Consider the following 12,312-nt stretch of genomic DNA (forward strand, 5'->3'; position numbering starts at 1 on the left):
CCGCCACCCTGGACGCCACCGGCACCGGCACCTTCACCACCACCGACCTCGGCGTCGGCATCCACGCGCTGATCGCCGTCTACAGCGGCGACACCAGCTTCAACGGCTCGACCTCTCCGGTGGACGCTCAGACCGTGAACACGGCCGACACCACAACGGTGTTGACGTCCCTGCCCGACCCGTCGGTGTTCGGCCAGGCCAAGGTGCTGACCGCCACCGTTACCGCGGCGGCTCCCGGTGCCGGCATCCCCACCGGGACGGTGTCATTCTTCGACGGCGTCACCCTGCTGGGCACCGCCACGCTGGACGCCACCGGCACCGGCACCTTCACCACCACCGACCTCGGCGTCGGCATCCACGCGCTGATCGCCGTCTACAGCGGCGACACCGCCTTCAACGGCTCGACCTCTCCGGTGGACACCCAGACCGTGAACACGGCGGACACCACCACGGCGTTGACCTCGGCACCCGACCCGTCGGTGTTCGGCCAGCCCAAGGTCCTCACCGCCACCGTCACCGCGGCGGCTCCCGGAGCCGGCACCCCCACCGGCACGGTGTCCTTCTTCGACGGCGCCACCCTGCTGGGCACTGGCACTGTCGCCGCGGGCGTGGCCACCTTCACCACCACAGACCTCGCCGTCGGCACCCACGCCCTCACCGCCGCCTACAGCGGCGACACCGCCTTCAACGGCTCCACCTCCCCCGTCGACGCCCAGACCGTCAACACGGCCGACACCACAACGGTGTTGACGTCCCTGCCCGACCCGTCGGTGTTCGGCCAGCCCAAGGTGCTGACCGCCACCGTCACCGCGGCGGCTCCCGGAGCCAGCATCCCCACCGGCACGGTGTCCTTCTTCGACGGCGCCACCCTGCTGGGCACCGCCACCCTGGACCCCACCGGCACCGGCACCTTCACCACCACCGACCTCGCCGTCGGCACCCACGCCCTCACCGCCGTCTACAGCGGCGACACCAGCTTCAACGGCTCCACCTCACCCATCGACGCCCAGACCGTCACCACGGCCGACACCACCACGGCGTTGACCTCGGCACCCGACCCGTCGGTGTTCGGCCAGGCCAAGTTGCTGACCGCCACCGTCACCGCCACCGCCCCCGGAGCCGGCACCCCCACCGGCACGGTGTCCTTCTTCGACAGCGCCACCCTGCTGGGCACCGCCACCCTGGACGCCACCGGCACCGGCACCTTCACCACCACCGACCTCGGCGTCGGCATCCACGCGCTGACCGCCGTCTACAGCGGCGACACCGCCTTCAACGGCTCGACCTCGCAGGTGGACACCCAGACCGTGAACACGGCGGACACCACCACGGCGTTGACCTCGGCACCCGACCCGTCGGTGTTCGGCCAGCCCAAGGTCCTCACCGCCACCGTCACCGCGGCGGCTCCCGGAGCCGGCACCCCGACCGGGACGGTGTCCTTCTTCGACGGCGCCACCCTGCTGGGCACTGGCACTGTCGCCGCGGGCGTGGCCACCTTCACCACCACAGACCTCGCCGTCGGCACCCACGCCCTCACCGCCGCCTACAGCGGCGACACCGCCTTCAACGGCTCCACCTCCCCCGTCGACGCCCAGACCGTCAACACGGCCGACACCACAACGGTGTTGACGTCCCTGCCCGACCCGTCGGTGTTCGGCCAGCCAGTGAGCCTGACGGCGACCGTCAGCGTCGTCGCCCCCGGGGGCGGCATCCCCACCGGCACGGTCACGTTCTTCATCGGCGGCATCCCCCAGGCACCGGTCACCCTGTCCGGCGGCGTAGCCACCCTGACCACTGCCGCCCTCAGTGTTGGCGTGCACCCGATCAGGGCCACCTACAACGGGAGCGGCAACTACAACACCTCCACCTCGGCGACCATCACTCAGACGGTCACCAAGGCCAGCACCACCACGGCGCTGACCTCGGCACCCGACCCGTCGGTGTTCGGCCAGCCCAAGGTGCTGACCGCCACCGTCACCGCCACCGCCCCCGGTGCCGGCACCCCCACCGGCACGGTGTCCTTCTTCGACGGCGTGACCCTGCTGGGCACCGCCACGCTGGACGCCACCGGCACCGGCACCTTCACCACCACCGACCTCGGCGTCGGCATCCACGCGCTGATCGCCGTCTACGCCGGAAACCCCAGCTTCAACGGCTCCACATCCCCCGTCGACGCCCAGGCGGTCACCACGGCCGACACCACAACGGTGTTGACCTCGGCACCCGACCCGTCGGTGTTCGGCCAGCCCAAGGTCCTCACCGCCACCGTCACCGCCACCGCCCCCGGTGCCGGCACCCCCACCGGCACGGTGTTGTTCTTCGACGGCGCCACCCTGCTGGGCACTGGCACTGTCGCCGCGGGCGTGGCCACCTTCACCACCACCGACCTCGCCGTCGGCACCCACGCCCTCACCGCCGCCTACAGCGGCGACACCGCCTTCAACGGCTCCACCTCCCCCGTCGACGCCCAGACCGTCACCAAGGCCAACACCACAACGGTGTTGACGTCCCTGCCCGACCCGTCGGTGTTCGGCCAGGCCAAGGTGCTGACCGCCACCGTCACCGCGGCGGCTCCCGGTGCCGGCACCCCGACCGGGACGGTGTCATTCTTCGACGGCGTCACCCTGCTGGGCACTGGCACTGTCGCCGCGGGCGTGGCCACCTTCACCACCACCGACCTCGCCGTCGGCACCCACGCCCTCACCGCCGCCTACAGCGGCGACACCGCCTTCAACGGCTCCACATCCCCCGTCGACGCCCAGACCGTCACCAAGGCCAACACCACCACCACGGTGACTACTGCGCCGAACCCCTCGGTGTTCGGCCAGCCAGTGAGCCTGACGGCGACCGTCAGCGTCGTCGCCCCCGGGGGCGGCATCCCCACCGGCACGGTCACGTTCTTCATCGGCGGCATCCCCCAGGCGCCGGTCACCCTGTCCGGCGGCGTAGCCACCCTGACCACTGCCGCCCTCAGTGTTGGCGTGCACCCGATCAGGGCCACCTACAACGGGAGCGGCAACTACAACACCTCCACCTCGGCGACCATCACTCAGACGGTCACCAAGGCCAGCACCACCACGGCGCTGACCTCGGCGCCGAACCCGTCGGTGCACAGGCAGTTGGTGACCCTGACAGCGACCGTCACCGCCACCGCCCCCGGAGCCGGCACCCCCACCGGCAAGGTGACGTTCTTCGACGGCGCCACCCTGCTGGGCCACGCCACCCTCTCCGGCGGCGTGGCCACCTTCACCACCTCCGCCCTCGGCATCGGCATCGGCATCCACGCGCTGATCGCCGTCTACGCCGGAAACCCCAGCTTCAACGGCTCCACCTCACCCATCCACGCCCAGATAGTGCTCTGAGCACATGAACCCACCCGGGTCGGCCTTCGGGCCGGCCCGGGTGAGGCATGTCCGGGGTGCGTGCACGACATTCCGGTACGCGCACTCGGTTCTCCAGTCCGGCTTCCCCTGACGCCCACTCGACGAGGCGGGGGCCTGCCGAGTCGACCCTGGACCTGCACGGTATGCGGTCGGCCCGGATCAACGAGGTCGATGCCGACGACGTCATCGCCACCGCTGCGCTATGGCCTCCCCCGACAGGGCCGGTGCAGATCACGCCGCGAGATGCTGACTACCAACTGGCTGCCGCCCCAGAGTCGACCGCAGACCATCATGACCGCGATCCACCACCACTCGCCGTCACTCGTCCTGAGCGCGTAACCCCAGTCCAGCGCACTCGTCCCCCTGGTTTCAGCTTGTCGCTTAAGGAAAGGGAGGGCGCGGGTGCGCTGTCGTCGCTGCGTCGTTGCATCTCAAGGAAGACGTCGATCAGGTTGAGATGTGGTGCGCCTCCGGGAATACCGGATCGCAGCGTCTTCAGGAGCTTGGCGGTGAACAAGCCGTGCTCGCCGTCGGTTAGCGAGTCCTGAGTACGAGCTACTGCCACTTCCTGCCGCAGGTCTACCACCGCTGCGGCGAGGGCCGGGAGCTGTTGCCGGGGCCGCAGGATGCGGACCGCCTGGCGGGGCTTCGCCCGGCCTCCGCTGTTCAGGCGGCAGGATCCGCCCGGCGTGCGGTGTCGCTGCTCGCGGCGGCCTTCGACCGGTGCGAGCGCACTGCTCGGTGCAGCAGGGCGGCTTCGGCGAGCGCGACGACAATGGCCAGCGCGTTGAACACCGGGGCGCTCACCATGCCGCCGATGCCGCTCGCGACGAGGGGGATGACCGCGCCCGGGGCGGCCAGGACGAAGGCGAGAGCCGGCAGCGCGGCTGAGCTGTCGAACGGGTCGTTCCACGGCTGGAGCGCCTGCCACACGGCCAGGGCCACGAGGACGACGGCGTAGAGCGCGAAGAGCACACGGGCGGCGGAAGGACGCCGGCGGAAAGGGGTCACGGACCGGATGATGTCACGTGCGAAGTACCGGTCCAGTTCCAGTACCGGTGACTTTGGTCTGGTTTGGTCGTTGGGCGGTGTCGGCGTACATGTCGAACTGCCCAGCCAGGTACACGTGAACGCGCCCACTGCGCCGTAGGTGATCACACGGCTACGTCTTGCTGTTGCTCATGCCATTGGTGGTGCGGCCGGACCCGGCAGTCCGAGAAGTCGAGCGAGCGCGGCGGTAACGGAGTCGGCGTGGTCGGGCAGATGTCCGGTGACCCAGTCGGCCGCCAGTGTGAGGAAGTCGGCCAGGTCGCGTTCGGCGTCGGCGAGAAGGTGGCCGAGCTTGGTTACGGGCAGTTCGATCAGCGGGCTGTCGTGCCGGCAGGTGTCGACGGTGAGCCGGACGGTGTCGCCGATGCGTTCGGCGAGCGGTGACACGGGATCGTGGCCGAACCAGAGCGGGCCGCCGTCGTTGATCAGCCGGTGCCAGTCCCGCCAGTCTTCCAGCCCGTCGCAGAAGAGGGACCAGGCCGCCAGCCGGAAGAGAAAGGGCAGCGCGGGCGGCCGACCGGTCGGCCACGACACCGACCTCTACAAAGAGCGCAACACCGTCGAGCGCCTGATAAACCGGCTGAAGGCGTGGCGGGGCATCGCCACCCGATGCGACAAGACACCCGACAGTTACCTCGCAGGCCTCCACCTCCGCGCCTCGATGATCTGGATCGACGACCTCATAAGCACGGCCGAATGATCCCAACATCACACAGGGCCTAATACTCCCGTCACACTTTGAGATCTGATTGGATGACTCTCGGGCTGCCGGCCTGGGTGGCTCGTGGAGGCGGGGGCTGATGCGCGAGCGTGCGGTGATCCTGAATGAGTTGGCGCAGGGGCTGCGTCCCATCTCGCAAGGCATCGACTGGTTCGAGGACCTGCCGAGTGCCGAACAGTCTCTTGCGCTGCGGGATCTCGCCCAGTTCTGTGTGCAGGCGCGCGCCACCAGCGACGACGGCCCGGAGGCCATCCGCCGGTCCGGGATCCGGCCAACCCACACCCCGGCAGTGCTGATCACGGGCGGACGGATCGAACATCAGCTGGGAAAGATCGCCAGGTTGGATCCCGTCTACGAGCGAACCAAGGCGTTCCGGCTGCTGGTCGAGGTCTTGAGTATCGCGGATGCACGGCGGCGGGCACGGTCCTGCATCCACGGATGCGGCCATGAGTGGCACCAGTTGGCATCCGACAGAGAACGGGGAACGACCACCGCGTGATCATCGGAGGTTATGTGGACTCCTGAAGATCGTGCGGTGGCCGGGTACACCCTCACCGGCACCCCCCTCCCCCTGCCCGGCGGCGAAACCCTCGCCCAGTACTACCAGCGCGTCATCGGCACTATCGAGGACGGCGGCGAAGCCACAGCCCCGTGAAAACCCGGGTGTGCTGCCGGCCTCGCCGGCAGCACACCCGGAGCAACGGCGGTACATCGCCCGCGGCCGTCCCACGCACCTCGCAACACCGGCGAGGCGTAGCCCGGCGCGCGATTGGGTCACACGGACGCTTGCCTGCCGTGGGCGACGAGAAGAAGACGTCCACGTACCCGGACCGGCTGGTGGCGGCGCAGCGGGTGCTGGTGGCCGTGCAGGCCGAGCGGCGGGCCTCTCATGTGGGGTGGGGGGGACGAGTTCTGGACCGAGTTGTCAGGCGAGGACCGGGTCATCGCCCGCAGCCGGCTGAACCACATCGACGACGGGCCGGCTGAGGAAGCGGCGGCGTAGCGGGCAGGGTCATCGAACGCGATGGCGTCGGCCGCCTGGTGGTGGTCGACGCCATCGGTGCCTGTCAGGAAGTTCCTGAGCTGTCATCAGGACGTCGGGCCGTGGTCACTGGGGTCGCGGGAAGTGCCGGGCGCGGGCTTCGGCCCGCCGGCAGGCCGGCGCAGCTCTTCGTTGAGGCGCAGGGCTTCCTCGAGTTGGTCTTCGAGGATGATGATGCGGCAGGCGGCGTCGATGGCGGTGCCCTGGTCGACGAGGTCGCGGGCGCGCATCGCGATGCGCAGCTGGTAGCGGGAGTAGCGGCGGTGGCCGCCCTCGGAGCGCAGGGGGGTGATGAGGCCGTGTTCGCCGAGGGAGCGCAGGAAGCCGGGTGTGGTGCCGGTCATGTCGGCGGCGCGGCCCATGGTGTAGGCGGGGTAGTCCTCGTCGTCGAAGTTGCTGACGGCGTCAGGGGTGTGGGGTCCGGTGGTGGTCGTGGTCACTGCACCTGTCTCTGTGTGGGTTCGGGGACGCGCTGAGGGGCCCCGGTGCCGTAGCGGCTCCGGGGCCCCGAGGGGGAACAACACCATCTACCGGCCCTGGGCCGGTCCTTGTGTTCGCACTGCCCCGGGGGTGGGGGTGTGCGGGGATCGCGTATGCGTGACCGGAAACCACCGTCCTTGCCTTGGGGTCTGCGGTGTCCGCCCGGGTGAATACCTCACGGGCCGGGCGATCCTGATGGCGGTCTGTCCCTCCGTTCACCCTCTGTACTGACTGGGAACTGGGAACTGCGTACTGCCGGTTACTGCTGCACTGCGACTATCGGGTACTACTGTGGCCCTCCCGGGCCGCCTGGTGCGGTGGTCGGCCCCGTCGCCTGTCCTGCTCACCTGCTCGGCTTGGAACCCCACTGCCGCACCTCCCAGTACGCGCGCCCGCAGCCCTGGCGCCTTTACTGGGATACCGCGTCCTGCGACTGCTGGTACCGCTCCACTCAACTTCACCTGCTGGTACTACACCTGCACTTGCCGTGGTACCGCTCGGTGGCGGCCCCTGATGCCTGCGGGCCGCCCGGCCCGGCCGCCAGTCCTGTCGCCGTCCTGCACCTGCTCTGGCTTCAGGGCTCCACCGCCGGGCCGCCTGCGAACTTCCGTACTGCCGACCGCCAGTTCGTGTCTGGCGGGTACCGCTTGACTGCGTCTACGAGAGAAACACTAACCACAGCCACCGACAATGTCTACTCCGGCCATCACAGATTTTTCAGCACCCAGGGAGAAGATAGTCTGCGCCCGGCTGAACCGGCCCCTTGGCCGGGCCCAGAGAAGCTGGTGGTGCGGCACGAACGCAAGCACCTGCTCGACGTCGGCCGGATCCACGCCGCTTTCGTCACCGACGCCCGCGCCCGGGGCGAGGCATGCGGCCCGCTCGACCTCCTGCCCGCCCCGGAGCTGCCCGCCGGCGAGGGCGGGGTGTGCCGGCCCGCCGCCCACCTAGCCGACACCGCCGGCACCGGCGACGAACAGGCCGCACCGATCTGGCACGCGCTCGGCAGCCGCGGCGGCCGTGCGGGTGGCGAGTGGACTGCGCTGTAGGCGGCGGGTGGGAACCGCGAAGGCACGGTCCGAGCACGGGCCACCCCAGTGCAGGCTGGTTGGCCATGGGTCAGCGGTGGTGGGCGAGGAGGTCGATGGAGGGGAACCAAGGTGTCCGACCCCGGACGGCTGCTGCAGCCGACGTTCGCGACGGCAGGGGCCGATGCGGAGCGCCGCAGCCGTGGGCGGTGCGCCGCCGGGCACGTCCGTGCATTTGGTCTAGATTGCCCGGCTATGGGAGACAGCGGTGGGATCAGTCGTCGCGTGGTCCTCAAGGCCGTCGCCGGCCTCGCGGTGGCAACCGACGAAATCGCGGCAGGGCGGCGCGCGGTGGCGGTATCGACGTTCCCGCAGCCCGCGGCGTCGGCCTCGCAGCCGGTGCACAGCTCGATGCCGGTTGTCGCGCAGACGCTCGACGTCCGTTTCACGGACGTCTCCGTGCCGGGCTACGGCCGGGTCACCACGCGGACCTACAACGGGACGATCCCGGGGCCGACCCTGCGCGTGCGCGGCGGGGACACCCTGCGACTGACGCACCCAACCCGCCCCACCGCGGCGGCCACAACACCCCGCACCACCCCAACAGCTTCAACCTGCACACCCACGGGATGCACGTCTCCCCCTCCGGGGACGCCGACAACGTCGTGCGCGAGTTCGCACCGCGCACCCCGGAGCAGGTCACCGCCGGCGCCCCGGAACCGCGGTACACGACAACCGTCCACGTCCCGGCCGACCACCCCGCCGGCACCTACTGGTACCACCCGCACCTGCACGGATCCATCGCCGAGCAGATCGTCGGCGGCATGAGCGGGGTGATCATCATCGAAGGCGACATCGACGACGTGCCGCAGATCAAGGCTGCCGCCGACATCGTGGTCTGCATCAACGAACTCAAGCTCAAGGACGGCAAGGTCCTCGCCTTCACCTCCGGCAGCTGGGTGACCGACGTCCCCTCCACCTTCACGGTCAACGGCGCGCTCAACCCCACCATCACCCTGCGCCCCGGCGAGGTCCAGCGCTGGCGGCTGGTCGCCGCAACCGCCTTCACCGCCCTCAGCCTCCAGGTCACTGCAGGCAGCCAGCACCTGGCGATGCACCAGATCGCCCAGGACGGCGTCACCTTCACCGTGCCGGTCGCCCTGGAACAGGTGGACCTGGCCATAGGCAACCGCGCCGACGTCCTGATCCGCGCCGCCACGCCCGGCACCTACGAACTGCGGGCCGACCGCCTGCCTGGGCCTCTGATGACAATCGAGGTCTCAGGAGAGCCCGTCGAACCGCCGATGGAGCTGCCGACCTCACTGCCGCCCGGCAGGCCGTTCCTCCACGAGAACGACATCGCCAACCCCGACGCGGACCGCGAGGTGGTCTTCCACGCCGACCCTGGTGTGTTCGCCGGGGCGTTCCCCAACGCCTTCCGCGTGCTGGGCACCAACGCCACCCCTGCGGCCGACCCGGACGGCGACCCGCGACCCCGCCTACGGCCTCTTCGACCCCTCCTACACCAACCACACCCTGTGCCTGGGCACCGTCGAACGCTGGACCGTCCGCACCGACGAGACCGTGCCGACCTTCAACCACCCCTTCCACCTGCACACCAACCAGATCCTGGTCACCCACCGGAACGGCCGACGGCTCCGCCCGCCCGTCTGGCACGACACCGTCGGCCTGGCCAGCGGCACACCCGGACAATCCGTCACCTTCCTGGTCAAGTACGAGCACTTCACCGGGCGCACCATCGCCCACTGCCACCACCTCCACCACGAAGACCTCGGCATGATGCAGACCGTCCACTACGTCGAACCATGAGCACCCGCCCAGCCGCCACCCTGAAGGCACACCGGCACGCCGCCATCACCAACTCCGCCCCCACACCCCCCAACACCCCCCAACACGCGATCCACCGAGGCACTCGACGCGTGCCCCGCGCGAGCCGTAGCGGTCCAACCGGTCCACCCTGACCGGGCCGCCCGCCCGTTGGCCAAGTAGTGCGAAAACTCTGGCCATCTACGATGCACAGGCACAGCCACAGCCACTGGCAGGACGCGCCGGTCATGGTCGCCACGGTCCACGACGCCACCGACCCCGCCTCGGCACGTCGCTGGGCCAGCACCGGAACCAGCATCGGATCCGCGCGCTTCCTCGACCGCATCGCCCAACGCCTCGCGGAAGCAGCTGATCGCCCAAGCGGTCCCCGAGGAATCAGCCATGAAACCCGGGGCCCTGGGCAGTGCCGGGAGCCCTCCCGGGCATCTCCCTAGCGAGACCGGCCTCCGTGCGTGCCGCCCGGGTCCGCGGGGCATGAGGCTGGGACGAACCGCTGGCCGACTCGTCCGGCCAGCCCAGCAGCGGTGAGCGCAAGTGCGGTCGCCGCCGCGAACGGCCAGGCCGTAGCGGCGCAGCCGGACGCCGGTGAGCGCCTCGCCGATCCGCCACGCGACGTCGGCCGGCTAGGAACGGAGAGGGACACCCCCAACGTGGTCGAGCATGCGTTCGGGCCTGGTCAAACGTCAGGGGAACCCTTCATCCCCCAGGGGGATAGGCGGCGCCTAGTCGACTCCGGAACGATGCCCGGAAAGATCGCAGTCGAACTCCGGGAGATGTCATGCTTGCCATGTCCGTGATGCGTCGGGGCGCCGTCCTGGCGGCAGCCCTCGTCCTCGTCGCCGCGCCTGCCGCGGCCGCCGTTCCGGATCGCGGTGCCGCCCAGCCCTGCGCCATCGAGCACTTCTGCCTGTACTCGCGCGGCCAGCAGGAGGGGGCCATGGCCTCCTACACGAAGGGCACCCGCGATACCGCGCTGCAGAACCTCCCCAAGGGCGGCTGGTCGGCGTGGAACCGTACGAGTGAGTACTGGTGCCTGTGGACCAAGCCTGACTACGAGGGCACCAAGTACGGCCTGAACCCCGGCGACAAGTTCGACTTCACAGCGATCAGGTCGCTTCTGCCGTCGAGTGACTTCAGGTGCTGACCCAGCGGCGGCAGAGACCGGTCACTGCTCGGCGTGACGCTCGAGGAGCCGGGTGGCCGACGGCGAGCACGACCAGGCTCCTCCCGGTCTCGAGCTCCTGCAGGATGTGGTCGCCCGCGCCATCAAGTCCCATGCCCGGCAGCGTATTCGCGTTGACCGTCGTGGATGGGTGGCTTCGTTCACGTGAAGTGGTTCTGGCGCCTACGAGCGGTGGTGGAGCGCCGCGGCCGCCTGGTGCGTCGACCAGGGCCGGGTCGCGCTGCCGATGACCGCCGAGACCCTCACCGAGTGGGTGCGCACCCTGACCGACACCATCTCGGCGCGCACCGGCAGGCCGCTGGGCGTCGCCTCGCTCGACCAGGCCGTCGCCGCCGTGCGCGCGGTCCACGCCGAGGCTCTGACAGTCGAACGCGGGGGCGGAGAGTCCGGTCAGCCGTAGAGCGGTTGGGCGACTGAGACGGTGACCCGGTCGCCGAAGCGGCCGCGCAGGTCTGCCTGGGCGCTGGCCAGATTTCCGCTGACGCCGACCTCCACCACGCCGCGGGTGAAGCTCACCGCCGATCCGTCGCCCACACTGACGATGCTGTAGTCGCTGGTGTGCCCTATCAGTGCGACGACCCGGTTGCGGGTGGCGGCCAGCTCGCTGATCGAGCGCGGCGCGTCGCGCAGGTCCATGCGCACGCCCAGACCCAGGTGAGCGAGGGCGGCGTCGAAGCCGCCACCGCCCGCCTTCCGGTAGACGATGACGCAACCGTCCGGAACGTCCACCATCAGGCCCGTGAAGACATCCTGGTAGGAGGTGCTGAGGCGTGAGACCGCGTCTGCGGCCGTGTCCAGCTGCTGCTGGTCCGGTCGGCCCGGGCTCGGCGCAGGGCTTACGGCGACGGCGGACGCGGCGGCACTCGTGGGCGGAGGGCTTACGGCGACGGCGGACGCGGCGGCACTCGTCGGCACGGGAGTGGACGGCGCGATATTGGTCTGTCCAGCACAGGCTGCGCAAGCCAGCAAAGCGGTCAAGGCCAGGGTGACAGCGGTCAGGTGTATCGGCGTTGGGGTACGGGGCATCGATCCAGCCTCACTTCATCGGCGACGGCTGGTGATCGTACGCGGGCGCGAAGCGACGTGCGTAGGGAAGGCGGGCACGGGTTCCCAGCTCATGGAGTCCTACCTTTCAAGGGTGGGTTCGCACTGGTCACTCGTAAGATCGGTCGGCCCAGGGGCTCTGGGTATGGCTGTCATGGAGGAGCCGATCGGATGGCTCAGAGAACACGGCCGCCCGGGGCCCCGCGACGACTCGACCGCCAATTGGGATGTGCGACTTGATCGCTCTGTAGGACTACGTCGGCGAGGTCGTCTGCTGGATCGATTGGCAACGACAAGCTGACGGAGGTGGCCGTGCCCCGGATCTGGGCCGGAGTGGACATCGGCAAGGAGCATCACCACTGCGTGGTGCTCAACGATCGGGGCGAGCGCCTGCTCTCCCGCCGGGTCCTGAACGACGAAGCGGCCCTGCTGGAGCTAATCCGCGACGTCCTGGACATCGACCAGGACGCGCTGTGGGCGGTGGACATCAACCACGGCGGTGCAGCCCTGTTGATCGGTCTGCTGCTGGTCCA

11 protein-coding genes and 2 pseudogenes are annotated in these 12,312 nt (G+C 69.8%); 9 read left to right on the top strand and 4 right to left on the bottom strand.

The window, feature by feature from the left end:
- Positions 1 to 3,362, top strand: a 3,362-nt coding sequence (locus ACIBEC_RS46885; RefSeq protein WP_396290823.1) for a beta strand repeat-containing protein, incomplete at its 5' end; no start/stop codon positions are given.
- A 687-nt stretch (positions 3,363 to 4,049) separates the two neighbouring features.
- Here the strand turns inward: ACIBEC_RS46885 and ACIBEC_RS46890 are convergent.
- Positions 4,050 to 4,394 carry a hypothetical protein gene (locus tag ACIBEC_RS46890; RefSeq protein ID WP_360510072.1) on the bottom strand — a complete coding sequence of 115 codons (345 nt, stop codon included), beginning with the start codon at positions 4,392 to 4,394 and terminating at the stop codon, positions 4,050 to 4,052.
- 168 nt (positions 4,395 to 4,562) lie between these two features.
- Positions 4,563 to 4,967: a hypothetical protein gene (locus ACIBEC_RS46895; RefSeq protein WP_360510075.1), complete on the bottom strand. Its 405-nt coding sequence runs from the start codon at positions 4,965 to 4,967 to the stop codon at positions 4,563 to 4,565.
- Here ACIBEC_RS46895 and ACIBEC_RS46900 point away from each other — a divergent pair.
- Together ACIBEC_RS46900 and ACIBEC_RS46905 are read left to right on the top strand one after the other, a co-directional pair.
- A pseudogene (locus ACIBEC_RS46900) lies at positions 4,897 to 5,133 on the top strand (hypothetical protein); the annotation flags it as partial. The gene ACIBEC_RS46895 and the pseudogene ACIBEC_RS46900 sit on opposite strands and share 71 nt — an antisense overlap.
- 100 nt (positions 5,134 to 5,233) lie before the next feature.
- Complete coding sequence (locus ACIBEC_RS46905; RefSeq protein ID WP_360510071.1) at positions 5,234 to 5,653, top strand: DUF5958 family protein; 420 nt, start codon at positions 5,234 to 5,236, stop codon at positions 5,651 to 5,653.
- 590 nt (positions 5,654 to 6,243) lie between these two features.
- Here ACIBEC_RS46905 and ACIBEC_RS46910 read toward each other — a convergent pair.
- Positions 6,244 to 6,558 (bottom strand): MerR family transcriptional regulator, encoded by a 315-nt coding sequence (locus ACIBEC_RS46910; RefSeq protein ID WP_360510074.1) that lies wholly within the window; start codon positions 6,556 to 6,558, stop codon positions 6,244 to 6,246.
- A gap of 906 nt (positions 6,559 to 7,464) precedes the next feature.
- On the opposite strand from ACIBEC_RS46910, the gene ACIBEC_RS46915 reads away from it, so the two are divergent.
- The 5 genes and pseudogenes from ACIBEC_RS46915 (at position 7,465) to ACIBEC_RS46935 (ending at position 11,135) form a co-directional block, all read left to right on the top strand.
- Positions 7,465 to 7,725, top strand: coding sequence for a hypothetical protein (locus ACIBEC_RS46915; RefSeq protein ID WP_360510070.1), 261 nt, complete (start codon positions 7,465 to 7,467; stop codon positions 7,723 to 7,725).
- Between the two features lie 95 nt (positions 7,726 to 7,820).
- Positions 7,821 to 8,936 (top strand): annotated as a pseudogene (locus ACIBEC_RS46920) (multicopper oxidase family protein); the annotation flags it as partial.
- Positions 8,937 to 9,111: 175 nt separating this feature from the next.
- Positions 9,112 to 9,534, top strand: coding sequence for a multicopper oxidase domain-containing protein (locus tag ACIBEC_RS46925; protein ID WP_360510069.1), 423 nt, complete (start codon positions 9,112 to 9,114; stop codon positions 9,532 to 9,534).
- Between the two features lie 796 nt (positions 9,535 to 10,330).
- Positions 10,331 to 10,696: a peptidase inhibitor family I36 protein gene (locus ACIBEC_RS46930; RefSeq protein WP_396290827.1), complete on the top strand. Its 366-nt coding sequence runs from the start codon at positions 10,331 to 10,333 to the stop codon at positions 10,694 to 10,696.
- Between the two features lie 265 nt (positions 10,697 to 10,961).
- Positions 10,962 to 11,135: a hypothetical protein gene (locus tag ACIBEC_RS46935; RefSeq protein ID WP_360510067.1), complete on the top strand. Its 174-nt coding sequence runs from the start codon at positions 10,962 to 10,964 to the stop codon at positions 11,133 to 11,135.
- Here ACIBEC_RS46935 and ACIBEC_RS46940 read toward each other — a convergent pair.
- Positions 11,126 to 11,650 (bottom strand): hypothetical protein, encoded by a 525-nt coding sequence (locus ACIBEC_RS46940; protein WP_360510066.1) that lies wholly within the window; start codon positions 11,648 to 11,650, stop codon positions 11,126 to 11,128. The genes ACIBEC_RS46935 and ACIBEC_RS46940 overlap by 10 nt on opposite strands.
- A gap of 441 nt (positions 11,651 to 12,091) precedes the next feature.
- Here ACIBEC_RS46940 and ACIBEC_RS46945 point away from each other — a divergent pair.
- Positions 12,092 to 12,312: transposase (locus ACIBEC_RS46945; RefSeq protein ID WP_360510065.1), on the top strand; the 221-nt coding region annotated here is incomplete at its 3' end.

The sequence above is a fragment of the Kitasatospora sp. NPDC051164 genome, assembly GCF_044455625.1.
In the GTDB taxonomy this organism is placed as follows: Bacteria; Actinomycetota; Actinomycetes; order Streptomycetales; family Streptomycetaceae; genus Kitasatospora.